Raw genomic sequence first — 15935 nt, forward strand, 5'->3', positions numbered from 1 at the left:
ACGGAACCGGCGAGACAGGACACAGAGAGCTCCCGTGCGGCGCCCGCGCCCCGGACGGCGGCACCGCGCATCGCGCGAGCCGCGGACGTCAACGGCGATCGATCCCTCGTGATCGACGCCGGACCAGGCGCGGCGCCCGGGAGCCTGACGGGAGAAACGCCCGCATGCTCGAGCCAACCGAATCCGCAGAGTCCGCCACGGACTCCGAAGCGAACACCCCCAGCGACACCCTGCCGCCGCGTCGGCGACGCCGTGCCGCTTCCCGGCCGGCGGGTCCGCCGGTCGCCGCCGCCGACACCTCGGCCGAGATCACCACGCCGGCCATACCGGCCGTGGAGTCCGCCGAGCAGTTGGCGGAGGAGGCCCTCGAAGACGAGGCCACCGAGACCGCCCAGGCCGCCCAGGCCGAGGGCACGGCCGGCACCAAGGCCGCGGAAGCCGCCGAGGCCGCGCCGCGTACCCGGCGCCGGGCCACCCGCCGCGCCTCCGCGCCCGCCGGTGCTCCGGCCGCCGCCGAGGCCGCCGAGACCGTTCTGCCCGTCGCCGCCGAGGTGAGCGCGCCCGTCGTGGAGGAGGCCCCCGCAGAGGAGGCCGCCGCCGCCGACGACGCCGCACCTCGCCGTGGCCGTCGCCGGGCCACCCGCCGTGTGACCACGCCGACCGAGGCTCCGGCCGAGGCCGTCGAGCCCGCCGCGGTGGAGCAGCCCGCCGCGGAGCCCGAGACCGCCCCGGTCGCCGACGAGGCGCCCGCCGAGGCCGCGCCCCGCACGCGGCGCCGGGCCACCCGTCGGGCGACCGCGCCCGCCGGGGCGCCGGAGGCCGAGACGCCCGCCGTCGCCGCCGAGGCCGAGGCTCCCGCCGTGGCCGAGGAGGCGCCCGCCGAGCCCGCCCCCCGGACCCGCCGTCGCGCCACCCGTCGGGTGACCGCGCCCGCCGAGGCCGAGGTTCCCGAGCCGGCCGTCACCGCTGCCGCCGCCCCCGTCGAGGAGGCGAAGGCTCCCGAGGCGCCTGCCGCTGCCGCCGAGGCCGCGCCCGCCGCCGAGCCCGCCGAGGCCGAAGAGGACGCCGGTTCCCGTCGTGGGCGTCGTCGTGTGGTCCGTCGGGCCGCCGTGGGTTTCTCCGCGCCCTCGCAGGAGAGCGGTGAGGCCGACGCGCCGCGTCGTCCGGCGCGGCCCGCGGTGGCCGTGTTCCAGGCGCCGGTGTTCGCCGAGCCGCAGTTCCAGACGCCGCAGCGGGCCGCAGCCGAGGCTGCCGCCTCCGAGCCCGAGGTGACGGAGACCGAGGAGCCCGAGGAGGTCGAGGTGACCCAGGAGGCTCCGGAGGAGCCGACCGGGTCGCGTCGTCGCCGTCGTCGCCGGGCCGCCGGTTTCGGGGACGAGGCCGAGACCGGCCGGACCGCCCCGGCCGCCGTGCCCGTCGAGGCCGCTGCCGCGGACGAGCCGGAGACCGAGCCGGAGGAGGCCGACGAGGCCGAGGACGTCGTCGACGGTGACGACGAGACCGAGGAGACCGGGTCGCGCCGCCGTCGCCGTCGTGGTGGCCGTCGCCGTCGCCGCGGCGACGCCGCCGACGGCGAGGGGGACTCCGCGGACGCCGAGTCCGACGAGTTCGCCGCCGAGCAGGCCGCGCAGGACGCCGAGGACACCGCCGAGCAGGAGGACGAGGACGCGGAGGACGCCGAGGAGGACGCCGCCGGCTCCACCGCCGGCAGCCGTCGCCGTCGTCGCCGTCGTCGTCGTGCCGGTGACTCCTCCTCCGAGGTGGAGACGGTCGACGGAGACCCGGAGCGCACGGTCGTCAAGGTCCGTGAGCCGCGCAAGCCCTCCGAGCCGTCCGACGAGGTGCAGTCCATCAAGGGCTCGACCCGTCTCGAGGCGAAGAAGCAGCGCCGCCGCGAAGGCCGTGAGCAGGGCCGCCGTCGGGTGCCGATCATCACCGAGGCCGAGTTCCTGGCCCGCCGCGAGGCCGTCGAGCGGGTGATGGTCGTCCGCCAGAGCGGCGAGCGCACCCAGATCGGCGTCCTGGAAGACAACGTGCTCGTCGAGCACTACGTCAACAAGGAGCAGGCCACCTCGTACGTCGGCAACGTGTACCTGGGCAAGGTCCAGAACGTGCTGCCGTCGATGGAGGCCGCCTTCATCGACATCGGCAAGGGACGCAACGCCGTCCTGTACGCCGGTGAGGTCAACTTCGAGGCGCTCGGCATGGCCAACGGGCCGCGTCGTATCGAGGCCGCCCTCAAGTCCGGCCAGTCGGTCCTCGTCCAGGTGACGAAGGACCCGATCGGCCACAAGGGCGCCCGGCTGACCAGCCAGGTCTCGCTCCCGGGCCGCTACCTCGTGTACGTGCCCGAGGGCTCCATGACCGGCATCAGCCGCAAGCTGCCCGACACCGAGCGGGCCCGCCTGAAGACGATCCTCAAGAGGATCGTCCCCGAGGACGCGGGCGTCATCGTGCGCACCGCCGCCGAGGGCGCGAGCGAGGACGAGCTGCGCCGTGACGTCGAGCGGCTGCAGGGGCAGTGGGAGGACATCCAGAAGAAGGCGAAGAACGGCGGCAACGCCCCGACGCTGCTGTACGGCGAGCCGGACATGACCGTCCGCGTCGTGCGCGACATCTTCAACGAGGACTTCTCCAAGGTCATCGTCAGCGGGGACGAGGCCTGGTCGACCATCCACGGGTACGTCTCGCACGTCGCGCCCGACCTGGCCGACCGCCTGTCCCGGTGGACCTCCGAGGTCGACGTGTTCGCCACGTACCGGATCGACGAGCAGCTCGCCAAGGCGCTGGACCGCAAGGTCTGGCTGCCCAGCGGCGGTTCGCTGGTCATCGACCGGACCGAGGCGATGATCGTCGTCGACGTCAACACCGGCAAGTTCACCGGTCAGGGCGGCAACCTCGAGGAGACGGTCACCAGGAACAACCTGGAGGCGGCCGAGGAGATCGTGCGTCAGCTGCGGCTGCGCGACCTCGGCGGCATCATCGTGATCGACTTCATCGACATGGTGCTGGAGTCCAACCGGGACCTGGTCATGCGGCGCCTGCTGGAGTGCCTGGGCCGGGACCGTACGAAGCACCAGGTCGCCGAGGTGACCTCGCTGGGGCTCGTGCAGATGACCCGTAAGCGGGTGGGCCAGGGGCTGCTGGAGTCGTTCTCCGAGACCTGCGTGCACTGCAACGGGCGCGGCGTCATCGTCCACATGGAGCAGCCGACCGCGGCCGGTGGCGGCGGCAAGCGCAAGAAGCGCGGCCGCGGTGGCGACGGACAGGGCCACGACCACGAGCACGAGCACGAGACGGTGGCGGCCGACGTCGCCGAACCGTTCGTGGGTGCCGAGCAGGAGGCGGAGAGCGAGGCCGAGGTCGCCGCCGAGGTGGCCGAGCCGGTCGCGCTCACGGCCCCCGAGTTCGCGCCGGACGAGGAGCTGTACAGCAGCATCGCCGAGGCCGAGGCGTCCGCCACGCGCGGCCGGGGCCGTCGTCGGGCGAGCCGGCGGGCGTCCGCTCCGGCGGGTGCGCCGAGGGGTGGCGCGTCGCGCAGGTCGGGCGGCTCCGAGACGAGCGTCACGGAGGAGTCCGTCGAGGCGGTCGTCGAGGTGCCCACCGCGCAGGACGTCACCGCCGAGGCGGAGGCCGTGCGTCCGGTGCAGCCGGCCGAGGCGGTCACCGCGCAGACCGAGCCGGTCGCCGTCGAGGACCCGGTCGTCGAGGCCGCGGCCGTCGAGGCTCCGGTCGTCGACGAGGCCGCGCCCAAGGGCCGTACCCGTCGCCGCGCCACCCGCAAGGTGTCCGCGCCGGCCGGTTCGCCCGCCGGGGCGGAGGCCGCCGTGCTGACGGTCGCCGAGCCGTCGGTGGCGGTGGCCCCGGTCGCCGAGGCCGCTCCGGTGGAGCAGCCCGCGGCGGAGCAGGTCGCCGAGCCCGTCGTCGAGAGCGCGGCTCCGGCCCGTCCGCGGCGCCGTGCCGTGCGCAAGGCCACCGCGCCGACCGCCTCCGAGGAGACGGCCGTCATGGTCGTGCCGACGGTCGCGGCGGAGACCGCCGTCCAGGAGGGCGAGGCGCCCGCCGAGGAGGCGGAGGCCGCTCCGGCGAAGAAGGCGGCCGCGCGCAAGACGGCGAAGAAGGCCACGGCCAAGAAGGCCGCCACCAAGAAGACGGCGGCCGTGAAGAAGACGGCCGCGAAGAAGACCGTCGCCAAGAAGACGACGGCGAAGAAGGCGGCGTCGAAGACGACGACGGCGGCGGCCCAGCAGGGCCAGCCGACCGTGTCGGCCTCGACCGAGGAGTGACGTCCGCTGCTCTGTGACAGTGATGCGACGCGGGCACCCGGTACCCTCCGGGTGGCCGCGTCGCCCTGCGTCCAGCGTCGCGTTACTCTGTGCCCCGCTTGTGATGGAGCGCACGCTCTCCGTGAGTTTCACTGTGGTAACCCTGGGGAAAATCGCTGTCCGCGTGCTGGTAACGTGCACTGTGGTCCCGGTGGCCAAAGGCATGCACACCGTGACCCCGGCCGATGAGCACATCCGGTCTTCCAACCGGACACGGCTGACTTCCCGCAAGGAGCCCTCGGGGGGCGGGGTCCTGTGTACAAACCCGTCCGCCCGCCCACAGGCACCGGCGGACAACCAGGGATGCGGCCGTGCTGAGCATCGACACGGTCTCTTCCCGACCATGCAAGACGTGGTGCGGCTTAGAGGTCGCCGTAGAGGAGGGGATGTCGATGACCGACGCCCATGAGTTCGTACCGGCCGCCAAACCCGTGATCGGCGAGGAGGAGATCGAGGCCGCGGTGCGCGTGCTGCGCAGCGGCATGGTCGTCCAGGGGCCCGAGGTGGCCGCCTTCGAGGAGGAGTTCTCGGAGCTCGTCGACGGACGTCACTGCGTCGCGGTCAACTCCGGAACCTCCGCACTGCACCTGTCGCTCCTCGCCCTCGGCCTCGGCCCGGGCGACGAGGTCATCGTGCCGTCGTTCTCCTTCGCCGCCTCCGCCAACGCGGTGCGGCTGGTCGGCGCCGACGTGGTCTTCGCCGACATCGACCCGGACACGTACTGCCTGGACCCGGCCGCCGTCGAGGCCGCCCTGTCCCCGCGCACCGCCGCGATCATGCCGGTGCACCTGTACGGTCACCCGGCCGCCATGGACAAGATCATGGCGATCGCCGAGCAGCACGGGCTCGCCGTGATCGAGGACGCCTGCCAGGCCCACGCGGCCGCGCTGCACGGCACCCCGGTCGGCGCCTTCGGTGCCGCGGGCACCTTCAGCTTCTACCCGACGAAGAACATGCACAGCCTCGAGGGCGGCATGATCTCCACCGGGGACGCGGAGACCGCCCGCACCCTGCGCCTGCTGCGCAACCAGGGCATGGAGAAGCGCTACGCCAACGAGATCGTCGGCGCCAACGTCCGTATGACGGACGTGTCCGCCGCGATCGGCCGCGTCCAGCGCGGCAAGCTGAACGGCTGGACCGAGCAGCGCATCGCCAACGCCGCGTACCTGACCGAGCACATCACCGCGCCCAACGTGGTCACGCCGAAGGTCGCCGACGGCGCCCGGCACATCTACCACCAGTACACGGTGCGCGTCCTGGGCGACCGCGACGCCGCCATGGCCAAGCTGACCGAGGCCGGCATCGGCAACGCCGTGTACTACCCGACTCCCATCCACCGGCTGAAGCCGTACTGGGAGCCGGACCAGAAGGCGGGCCGTAACTGGGACCTGCCCGAGACGGACCGCGCGGCCGCCCAGGTCGTGTCACTGCCCGTGCACCCGGCCCTGTCCGCCCAGGATCTGGAGCGCGTCGTCACCGCTGTCAATGCTCTGGGGGAGCAACTGTGAGTACCGGGAAGTCGCTGCGAGCAGGACTCGTCGGCCTCGGTTCCATGGGGCGTCACCACGCCCGTGTCCTGTCGGGTCTGGAGGGCGTCGACCTCGTCGGCGTCGTCGACCCGATGGGTGACAAGTTCGGCGCCGCCCAGGGCGCGCCGATCCTGAACACCGTCGAGGAACTGATCGCGCTCGGTGTGGACTACGCCGTCGTGGCCTGCCCCACCGCCCTGCACGAGCCGGTCGGCCTGGCGCTCGCCGAGGCCGGCGTGTGCGCGCTGGTCGAGAAGCCGGTCGCCGACACCGTCGAGGGCGCCCGTCGTCTCGTCGAGGCCTTCGAGTCGCGCGGCCTGGTGGCCGGCGTGGGTCACATCGAGCGGTGCAACCCGGCGCTGATGTCGCTGCGCGCCCGCCTGGAGGCCGGCGAGCTCGGTGACGTCTACCAGGTCGTCACCCGCCGCCAGGGTCCCTTCCCGCACCGCATCGCGGACGTCGGCGTCGTCAAGGACCTCGCCACCCACGACATCGACCTCACCGGCTGGGTGACCGGACGCAGCTACGTGTCCATCGCCGCGCACACCGTCTCCAAGAGCGGCCGTGAGCACGAGGACATGGTCTCCGCGGTGGGGCGTCTCGACGACGGCACCATGGTCAACCACCTGGTCAACTGGCTGAGCCCGCTCAAGGAGCGGTTCACCTCGGTCACCGGTGAGCGCGGCTGCTTCATCGCCGACACCCTCACCGCCGACCTGACCTTCCACTCCAACGCCGCCGTGACCACCGAGTGGGAGGCCCTGCGGGCGTTCCGCGGGGTGTCCGAGGGCGACATGATCCGGTACGCCATCCCGAAGCGCGAGCCGCTGCTCGTCGAGCACGAGCTGTTCCGGGACGCGGTGCTCGGCAAGCCCGCCGACATCTGCACCCTGCGTCAGGGCATGCGCACCGTCGAGGTGGCGGCCGCGGTCCTCGAATCGGCGAACACCGACCGCAGCGTGTCCCTTCAGCCGGAGGATCTGGCCGCACATGGCAGCTGAGCATCACACATCGGGGGAACGGTGCGTGCTCGGCAGGACTCCTATGTTCTGTGAGACTTTCCCCGCAGGACCCAGCCGGCCGTCGGCTGTCGGAGACCAGGAGCCGGAGCATGAGTGCTGCGCCTGACGTCAGCGTCGTCGTTGCCGTCTACAACACGATGCCGTACCTGACGGAGTGCCTGAACTCTCTCGTCGGGCAGAGCATCGGCCGTGAGCGCTTGGAGATCGTCGCCGTCGACGACGGCTCCACCGACGACAGCGGCGCCGAGCTGGACCGGTTCGCGGCGCTGTACCCGGACACCGTCAAGGTGCTCCACCAGCCGAACTCCGGCGGCCCGGCCGCGCCCAGCAACCGCGCGCTGGAGGTGGCCACCGGCCGTTACGTGTACTTCATCGGCTCCGACGACTACCTCGGCGAGGAAGCGCTGGAGCGGATGGTGACCTGCGCCGACACGCACGGCTCCGACGTCGTGGTCGGCAAGATGGTCGGCACCAACGGCCGGTACGTGCACCAGGCGCTGTACAAGGAGAACGACCCGGACGTCTCCCTGTACGACTCCGCGCTGCCCTTCACGCTGGCCAACACCAAGCTGTTCCGCCGGGACCTGGTCGAGAAGTACAAGCTGCGTTTCCCCGAGCACCTGCCCGTGGGCAGCGACCAGCCGTTCACCATCGAGGCGTGCGTCCGCGCGAAGAAGATCTCGGTGGTGGCCGACTACACCTGCTACTACGCGGTCAAGCGCGGCGACGCCAGCAACATCACCTACCGCGCCGACCACCTGGCGCGGTTGCGGGCGGCCGGCGAGATCATGGACTTCACGGCCGGTCTCGTCGAGGCGGGCCCCGGCCGGGACGCGCTGCTGCGCCGGCACTTCACCTGGGAGCTCGCCAAGCTCGTCCAGGACGACTTCCCCGGCCTGGACCGCGAGCTCCAGCGGCAGATCTGCGCGGGCATCGCGCGCCTCGCCGACGTCTACTTCACCGACGGCATCCGCGACGCGATGGACGTCAAGCGCCGGGTGCGCATCGCGCTCGCCCGGGCCGGCGCCATCGACGAGCTCGCCGAGGCGATCAGCTCGGAGAAGAAGCACGGGGCGCCGCCGTTCGTCCTCGAGGGCGAACGCGCCTACGCCCGGTACGCGGGCTTCCGCGACCCGCGCATCGGCCTGGCCGACCGGGTCTACGAGCTGATCGGGGAGTCGGTGCCCGGCCGTCTCGCCCAGGGCACCGAGCTGCTGGCCTCCGCCTGGGACCAGCAGGGCGAGGCGCTCACGTACACGCTGTCCGTGCGGGTGCCGGTGCTCGGCGACGTCGGCGGCGCGGTGCTGCGGCTCGCCGACAAGGCGATGCCCAAGTCGGCGGACAAGCCCGGCGCGCGCCGGCTGAAGGCGGACCACGTCCTGCCGGCGCCGGTGGGCGAGGTCACGACCGAGCCCTCCGCGGACGGCGCGGCCACCGTGCTGCACGCCCGGGTCCCGCTGGAGTACGTCACCGCGAAGCGGGGCGTGCGGGTATACCTGGACGTGGCCGGTTCGACGTACGAGATCCCCGTACGGGGCAAGGACCTGCCCATGCCGCTGGCGCGCCAGTGGGGCCGGGAGGGGGACCCCTACCGGGCGTCGGCCGTGGTGAACGACAAGGGGCGTGTCGTGATCGACACGGCCCGGATGTACCCGCCGAAGATCACCGTGCTCCGTCGGGGACTGGCGAGACTCGTGCGGAAACTGAAGTCCGGGGCCGGCCGCCTGAAGCGTGCGGTCGGGCCCAAGAAGTCCAAGCCGAACGGCTCCAAGAAGCCGACCGGTTCCAAAAGGAAGTAGCGACCCTCCATGAACATCTGTGTAGTAGCACTCGGCAAGATCGGCCTGCCGCTGGCCGTGCAGTTCGCCTCCAAGGGCCACCGGGTCATCGGCGCGGACGTCAACGAGAAGGTCGTCGAGCTGGTCAACGCCGGCGTCGAGCCGTTCCCCGGCGAGCACGACCTCGACGTCAAGCTGAAGCAGGCCGTCGACGCCGGGCTGCTGAGCGCGACCACGGACACCGCGTCCGCGGTCGCCGAGTCCGAGGCCGTCGTCGTGGTCGTTCCGCTGTTCGTGGACGCCGAGGGCACCCCGGACTTCGGCTGGATGGACTCCGCGACGAAGGCGATCGCCCAGGGCCTCAAGCCCGGCACGCTCGTCAGCTACGAGACCACGCTGCCCGTCGGCACCACCCGCACCCGCTGGGCGCCGATGCTGGCCGAGGGTTCGGGCCTGACCGCGGGCGAGGACTTCCACCTGGTGTTCTCCCCCGAGCGCGTGCTGACCGGCCGGGTCTTCGCCGACCTGCGCCGCTACCCCAAGCTGGTCGGCGGCATCGACGAGGCGTCGAGCGCCCGTGGCGTGGAGTTCTACGAGCAGGTCCTGGACTTCGACGAGCGTGCCGACCTGCCGCAGGCGAACGGCGTGTGGGACCTGGGCACCGCCGAGGCCTCCGAGCTGGCCAAGCTCGCCGAGACGACCTACCGGGACGTCAACATCGGTCTGGCGAACCAGTTCGCGCGTTTCGCCGACAGCAACGGCATCGACGTCAAGAAGGTCATCGAGGCCTGCAACTCGCAGCCCTACAGCCACATCCACCAGCCGGGCATCGCCGTCGGCGGGCACTGCATCCCGATCTACCCGCGGATGTACCTGTGGAACGACCCGGCCGCGACCGTCGTGCGCTCCGCCCGTGAGGCGAACGCCGCGATGCCCGAGTACGCCGTCGACCTGCTGGCCGCCGCCTACGGCGACCTGACCGGCGTGGGCGTGCTGGTGCTGGGCGCCGCCTACCGCGGTGGCGTGAAGGAGACCGCCTTCTCGGGCGTCTTCCCGACCGTCGAGGCCCTCAAGGCGCGGGGCGCGGTGCCGTTCGTCTCGGACCCGATGTACACGGACGAGGAGCTCGCCGCCCACGGTCTCACCCCGCACGCGGGCGAGAAGGTCACCGCGGCGATCCTCCAGGCCGACCACGCCGAGTACCGCACGCTGACCCCGGCCGACCTGCCGGACGTCACCGTGCTGGTCGACGGTCGCCGTACGACGGACCCGGAGGCCTGGAAGGGCGTCCGGCGTGTCGTCATCGGCGGCTGACGCTCGTACGCGAACAACCTCGTGGCCCCGCCCCGGATCCGGGGGCGGGGCCCTGGTGCAGGAAGGTTTTCCCATGTCCTGGCTGATCACGGGCGGCGCCGGTTTCATCGGCTCGCATGTCGTGAAGGCGATGACGGACGCCGGTGAGCGGGTCGTCGTCCTCGACGACCTGAGCACGGGCCGGGCCGAGCGGCTGCCGGACGGCGTGCCGCTGGAGGTCGGCACGGTGCTCGACGGCGACACCGTCGCACGGGTGCTGCGCGAGCACGGCATCACCGGCATCGTGCACATCGCGGGCAAGAAGCAGGTGGGCGAGTCCGTGGAGCGCCCGCTGTACTACTACCGCGAGAACGTCGAGGGCATGCGGGTCCTGCTGGACGCGGCCGTCGCCGCGGGAGTCGGCCGGTTCCTGTTCTCCTCGTCCGCCGCCGTGTACGGCATGCCCGACGTCGACCTCGTCACCGAGAAGACGCCGTGCGCGCCGATCAACCCCTACGGCGAGACCAAGCTCGCCGGCGAGTGGCTGGTCGGGGCGGTCGGCGCCCGGCACGGGATGGCCACCGCCTCGCTGCGCTACTTCAACGTGGCGGGCGCGGCCACGCCGGAGCTGGGCGACGACGGCGTCTACAACCTCGTCCCGATGGTCTTCGAGCGCCTCGAGACCGGGGACGCGCCGCGGATCTTCGGTGACGACTATCCGACGCCCGACGGGACCTGTGTCCGCGACTACATCCACGTCGAGGACATCGCCGCCGCGCATGTCGCGGCCGCCCGCCGGCTGGCCGCCGACCCCGGCGCCCGGCTGGTCCTCAACATCGGCCGCGGCGAGGGCGTCTCGGTCGCCGAGATGATCGGCGTCATCCAGGACGTGACCGGCCGCGCGGAGGTCGAGCCCGACGTGTCCGGCCGCCGTCCGGGCGACCCGGCGCGGGTCGTGGCCTCCGCCGACCTCATCCACCAGGAGCTCGGCTGGAGCGCGGAGCGCGGTGTGCGGGAGATGGTGGAGTCCGCGTGGGCGGGGTGGCGGCTGCGGCACCCGTGAGTACGCGAGTGAGCGGATGACCGAGGGCCCCCGGGATGATCCCGGGGGCCCTCACTCGTGGCGTCCGTCGGCAAGGAGCCGATCCGGCCGGCTCAGCCCTCTTCGAGCACCAGCTTCTCGAAGTGCTTCTGCACCACGGGCCAGTCCCACACGGTCAGCGCGTGCTCGGTGGCGAGCTTGCCCGCCCCGCGCCAGGCCTCCTCGGTGGCCGTGATCTTCAGGATCCGCTCGGCCGCCTCGGCGGGCGAGGCCACGACCCAGCCCTCGGGGTAGAGGGTGCGGGCGCTGTTGGGCTTGCCCGCGTAGAACGGCCAGTCGCGGACGACGGGAACGGCACCGCTGGCCGCGCCCTCCATCACACCGACGTGGCAGCCCTCGCGCACCGAGGAGCTGAGGATCGTACCGATCTCGACGAGCTTCGACGGGACGTCGTCCGTCGGGCCGAGCCGGACCACCGCGCCGGACTCCTCCAGCGGGGCCAGCAGCTCCTCGAACTCGGCCAGGTAGTCCTTGGTGGCCTGGCTGGTCTTCGGGTCCATGTCGCCGCCGACCAGCAGCAGTCGGTAGCGCTCGTCGTGCTTGCGGACCCGCTCCAGGACGTCCAGGGCCCACTTCGGGTCCTTGGCGACCTGGCTGATGCCGATCAGACCGAGGTTGAAGCGGGCGTCGGCCGGCTTCGCGCGGTTGAAGCCCGACAGGTCCATGGCGTTGTCGATGAGGTGGAACCGCGGGGCCTGCTCGCCGCGCAGCGTCGGCACGAGCGAGGCGGTCAGGTCCTTCACGTGCGGGGCGACGAAGACGAGGTCGTCGATCCGGGAGAAGTCCGTCATGTGCGGCCAGCGCGTGAAGGCCTCGTAGCTGTGCAGGCGCACGATGATCCGGGTGTCGCCCGGGTCGATCGTGGTGAGCATGCCGGCCGGACCGGCCGCCCACTCCAGGAACACGGTGTCCGCCCAGTCGAGGTGCGGGCGCATCAGGCGCTCCACCTCTTCCTGGTAGTCGCTCGCGTCGCCCGCCAGCCGGTCCTTGAGCATGCGCGGGGCCGCCCAGGAGATCCGCTTGAGGTGCTTGTTCGTGGCCAGATCGAGGAAGCGCAGCTCGACACCGGGGTGGTCGGCGAAGTGCTCCTTGATCAGGTGCAGGAAGTTGTCGTTGGCGCTCGTCGTCACCAGCAGCCGCAGCGGGCGGTCGGTGGGGGCGGGCGCGGCGGGCACCTTGCGGTCGCGGGGGCGGCTCAGTGCCTGGAACGCCTTGGAGCGGTGCAGCGGGGCGACGAAGCCCTCGGCGTCCTTCGCCAGCGGCGACGACAACTGGTCGATGTGCAGCACCCGGTGGAAGTGCAGGAACAGCGTGCGGTTGAGCGCCTCGGCCGCCTCGTCGGTCTTGCCCGCGGCGAAGAGCGCGTCGGCGTTCGCGAGCTGGGCCGCGACCGCCTTGCCGAGGAAGCGGGGGCTGATGCCCTTCTTCAGCTCCTGCATGACGCCCTCGTTGTAGAGGTCCGCCCGCAGCTGGAGGTCCGGGATCTTCGCGGCGGCGTCCGCGAGGGTGAGCGCGGCACCGCTGGTGCGGCCCGCCCACTGCATGCCCTCGGCGACGTACCGCGAGGTCGCGGCGCGCACCTTTATGGGCACGCCCGGCGCGGTCACGGCCGAGCGCCACAGCCGGGCGCCGACACCGGAACGCATCAGGGGCCGCGGGGTCACCGTGCGCACCAGCTGCGCGGGCAGCCGGTCGACCGAGCGCTTCACGTCGCGCGCGACGGCGCTCAGCGGCGGCAGGACCGTGGAGTGCCGGGCCGTGGCGCCGCCCTGTGCCGTCAGCTCCTCGACGGCCTTCAGCGCGGGCGCGAGCCCGAACCTGGCCGCGGCGGTGCGGTTGTACTCGGCGAGCCGCCACACCGTGTACACGGCGGCCACGTCGAGGGCGACAAGGACATCGGCCTTGCGGCCGTGGGAGCGCAGCCACGAGTCGCCGCGCACCTGCGTCCAGTTGCGCAGGCCGCGCGGGGCCTTGCCGAGCCGGCGGCGCACGGCCTGGCTGCGGTGCTTGAGCGTGCGCGGCAGCTGGTGCACGCCGGCCAGCTCGACCTGGGCGAGTTCCTCGGGGACGCCCTCGGCGTCCAGGTGGAACATGCCCGCCAGGTGCACGCGCGCGCCCTGGGCGTTGAACTTGCGCACCGTGTCGGCGAGCACGCCGAAATTCGGCCGGACGGACGCCACGAGCAGGACTTCGGTCACTTGGCGAGCTCCTCGACAAGGTTCTTGATCGCGACGGACATCAGCGCCTCGCGAGTGAACTGGTCGGCGTGGGCCATCGCCTCGGCGTGCTCCTCGTCGGTGGTCTCCACCGCCATGTGGGCGGCCTTGATGAAGGACTCGGTCAAGCCCGCCTCGTCGATGCCCGGGGCGCCGGTCCACAGCGGGTGGCCCCTCAGCACGTTCGAGGCGTCGTGCTCGACGGCGTGCGCCGACACGATCGGCAGGCCGGTCGCCATGTACTCGTACACCTTGCCGGAGGTGACGAACCGGCCGCCGATGAGGATCAGCACCATGGCGTCCCAGCCGGCGTAGATCGAGGAGACCTCGGCCTTGGCGGCGGGACCGCCGAAGACGACGCCGTCGGCCTCGGCCTCCTTGAAGACCTCGGCGTGACGGTTCGCGCCGCGGGTGGCGCCGTTGCCGAGGTGGCCGCGCAGCTCGAAGCGCGCGTTCGCCAGCAGCGGCTCCTTGGCGCGGGCGGCGCGCCAGGCGTTCAGCACCGTCTCCAGGTGCGGGACGGTGAAGTTGACCGTGCCGAGGTAGCCGAAGACGAGACCGGCCTCGGCGTCGGGGTTGTGCGCGCGGCCCGGCGAACTGTCCGCGTCGTAGCCGTTGCGGACGACGTGCACGCGGTCGGCGAAGTTGGGGTAGCGCCGCCGGTAGTGCTCGGCGATGGGGTCGTTGACGACCCACAGCGACACCGCGTGGTCCAGGATCTTCTGCTCCCAGCGACCCTCGGCGGAGTCACGGGCGAAGGCCTCGACACCGTCGATGACGTCGATGGACCAGCCGTCGCGGAAGTCCACCGCGTACGGCACCTTCGCCTCCTCCCACAGCTTCCAGGCCGCGGCGAGGTTCACGTACGGCACGCAGCTGGCGAGCAGCAGGTCCGCCGGGTGTTCCCGGTGGATGTCCAGCACGGCCTGCTCGAGGTCGTCGCGCCACTCACCGAAGTTGGGCTCGGGGAAGTTCTCGGTCTGGCGCTTGCGGAGCTTGGCGACCCAGCCGTTGGGGTCGAGGGCACGCGCCTCGTCGAAGAGGCGGATGTCCGTCTCGAGATCCTCGCGCGCCAGCGGCAGCTCGACGATCTTCACCCGGGGGTCGACCTGGTCCAGCAGGGAGAGGTCGATGCCCGAGTCGAGTTCCCAGGACTCCCGGGCGATGTTGACGACCGTGACGTCCCAGCCGACCTTCACGAACTGGTTGGCGGTCTCGCGCATCCGGTACGTGGAGCTCTTGGCGGCCGGGGGGAACCCGATGGCGAGATAGATGACGTGCGGTCGCTTGCCTTCCGCAGGCGGCCCGGACGGGGGAGACGATGACATAGCGGTTGACGCTAGCACGCTGACATGCACGGACTGTGGGTCACGTGTGGCCGTCCGCAGGCGGACGGCCGCGCTCCCCGGTGCCGTTCCTCATGTCAGGCGGGCCGGCTGCCCCCCTTCCATTCCTCCATGAGACGGACGACATTGTGCGCCGCGCGGCCGTCGCCGTACGGGGTGCCCGGGTCGTCGGTCGGCACGGCACGGGTCACGGTCTCGGCCCACTCCTGGGGCGACAGCGTGTGCGGGTCGGGTACAAGGACGTTCCAGCCGGTGCCGACGGTTTCCACCCACTCCGTCTCCGGGCGGATCGTGGTGCAGATGCGCTCCAGCAGGAACGCCTCCTTCTGCAGACCGCCGGAGTCGGTCACCACACCGACGGAGGCCAGCACGGCGGCGACCAGGCTCGCGTACGGCAGCGGGCGGCCGACGTGCAGGTTGCCCTGGGCCAGGTCGATGCCGTGCTCGTGGGCGCGGGCGACGAGCCTCGGGTGGGCGGCCAGCGCCACCGGCACCGGCAGCTTGGCGAGCGAGTCGACGATCGCGGCGAGCCGCTCGGGGTCGTCGGTGTTGTCCGGGCGGTGCAGGGTCGCCAGCAAGAAGGGCTGTGCCGGGTCGATGCCCTCGGGCAGCTCCGGCGCGGGGAACTCGCCGGCGCGGACCTGGTCGCGGATGCGCAGACAGATGTCGACCATCACGTCGCCGGCCAGCCGGGCGCGGTCGGCCAGGCCCTCGTTCGCGAGGTGGCGCATGGCCTCCTCGGTCGGGGCGAGGAGCAGGTCGGCGCTGTGGTCGGTGAGGACGCGGTTGTGCTCCTCCGGCATCCGCCGGTTGAAGGAGCGCAGGCCGGCTTCCAGGTGCGCCACGGGCAGGTGCATCTTCACGGCGGACAGCGCGCCCGCGATGGTGGAGTTCGTGTCGCCGTAGACGAGCACCCAGTCGGGCTGCTCACGGTCGAGGACCGGGTCGAGGGCGGAGAGGACGGCGCCGGTCTGCGCTCCGTGGCTGCCGGAGCCGACACCGAGGTGGACGTCGGGGTCCGGGATGCCGAGTCCGGAGAAGAAGACGTCCGAGAGGTCGGCGTCGTAGTGCTGCCCGGTGTGCACGATGACGTGCTCGTGCTCGGTTTCCGCGAAGGCGGCCGCGATGGGGGCGAGCTTCACCAACTGGGGACGGGCGCCGACGATGCTGATGACTTTCACAGAGCACTCTTCTTCTGGGGGCGGGCATGTGGGGTGTGCGAGCAGAGGAAATGGTAGGCAACGGGTTGGACGCGCCGGATCCGCTGCGGGTTGCCCTGCCGGGCGAGCGCGTTCTGACGGGTCCTGTCGCGTCCTGTCCATGT

The 15935-nt window shown here is 72.1% G+C and carries 9 protein-coding genes; 6 read left to right on the forward strand and 3 right to left on the reverse strand.

Annotated elements, in window-relative coordinates:
* Window positions 1–164 precede the first annotated feature (164 nt).
* The 6 genes from OG440_RS24635 (at window position 165) to galE (ending at window position 11010) form a co-directional block, all read left to right on the forward strand.
* Entirely contained in the window at window positions 165–4286 is a 4122-nt protein-coding gene (locus tag OG440_RS24635; protein ID WP_406008955.1) for an Rne/Rng family ribonuclease, read from the forward strand.
* Window positions 4287–4717: 431 nt separating this feature from the next.
* On the forward strand, window positions 4718–5833 hold the full coding sequence (locus tag OG440_RS24640) for a DegT/DnrJ/EryC1/StrS family aminotransferase (protein ID WP_406008956.1): 1116 nt from the start codon (window positions 4718–4720) through the stop codon (window positions 5831–5833).
* Window positions 5830–6855, forward strand: a complete 1026-nt coding sequence (locus OG440_RS24645; RefSeq protein ID WP_406008957.1) for a Gfo/Idh/MocA family protein — start codon at window positions 5830–5832, stop codon at window positions 6853–6855. The genes OG440_RS24640 and OG440_RS24645 overlap by 4 nt, the downstream gene beginning before the upstream one ends.
* Before the next feature lie 110 nt (window positions 6856–6965).
* On the forward strand, window positions 6966–8675 hold the full coding sequence (locus tag OG440_RS24650) for a glycosyltransferase family 2 protein (protein WP_406008958.1): 1710 nt from the start codon (window positions 6966–6968) through the stop codon (window positions 8673–8675).
* 9 nt (window positions 8676–8684) lie between these two features.
* Complete coding sequence (locus OG440_RS24655) at window positions 8685–9968, forward strand: nucleotide sugar dehydrogenase (protein WP_355701322.1); 1284 nt, start codon at window positions 8685–8687, stop codon at window positions 9966–9968.
* 73 nt (window positions 9969–10041) lie between these two features.
* A complete protein-coding gene (galE, locus tag OG440_RS24660; protein ID WP_406008959.1) occupies window positions 10042–11010 on the forward strand; it encodes a UDP-glucose 4-epimerase GalE in 969 nt (322 codons plus the stop codon).
* 92 nt (window positions 11011–11102) lie between these two features.
* On the opposite strand, the gene OG440_RS24665 is transcribed toward galE, so the two are convergent.
* The 3 genes from OG440_RS24665 to wecB form a co-directional block, all read right to left on the reverse strand.
* Window positions 11103–13247, reverse strand: a complete 2145-nt coding sequence (locus OG440_RS24665; protein WP_406008960.1) for a glycosyltransferase family 1 protein — start codon at window positions 13245–13247, stop codon at window positions 11103–11105.
* Window positions 13244–14488 (reverse strand): glycosyltransferase, encoded by a 1245-nt coding sequence (locus OG440_RS24670; RefSeq protein WP_406011446.1) that lies wholly within the window; start codon window positions 14486–14488, stop codon window positions 13244–13246. The genes OG440_RS24665 and OG440_RS24670 overlap by 4 nt, the downstream gene beginning before the upstream one ends.
* A gap of 200 nt (window positions 14489–14688) precedes the next feature.
* Window positions 14689–15792 (reverse strand): non-hydrolyzing UDP-N-acetylglucosamine 2-epimerase, encoded by a 1104-nt coding sequence (wecB, locus tag OG440_RS24675; protein WP_406008961.1) that lies wholly within the window; start codon window positions 15790–15792, stop codon window positions 14689–14691.
* Window positions 15793–15935 lie beyond the last annotated feature (143 nt).

It is taken from the genome of Streptomyces sp. NBC_00637, from assembly GCF_045161545.1.
GTDB lineage: Bacteria > Actinomycetota > Actinomycetes > Streptomycetales > Streptomycetaceae > Streptomyces.

What these genes read in the sequence shown, in the direction of transcription:
- OG440_RS24635 (WP_406008955.1), top strand. Translation starts at nt 165, where the DNA reads ATGCTCGAGCCAACCGAATCCGCAGAGTCCGCCACGGACTCCGAAGCG.
- OG440_RS24640 (WP_406008956.1), top strand. Translation starts at nt 4,718, where the DNA reads ATGACCGACGCCCATGAGTTCGTACCGGCCGCCAAACCCGTGATCGGC.
- OG440_RS24650 (WP_406008958.1), top strand. Translation starts at nt 6,966, where the DNA reads ATGAGTGCTGCGCCTGACGTCAGCGTCGTCGTTGCCGTCTACAACACG.
- OG440_RS24655 (WP_355701322.1), top strand. Translation starts at nt 8,685, where the DNA reads ATGAACATCTGTGTAGTAGCACTCGGCAAGATCGGCCTGCCGCTGGCC.
- galE (WP_406008959.1), top strand. Translation starts at nt 10,042, where the DNA reads ATGTCCTGGCTGATCACGGGCGGCGCCGGTTTCATCGGCTCGCATGTC.
- OG440_RS24670 (WP_406011446.1), bottom strand. Translation starts at nt 14,488, where the DNA reads ATGCGCGAGACCGCCAACCAGTTCGTGAAGGTCGGCTGGGACGTCACG.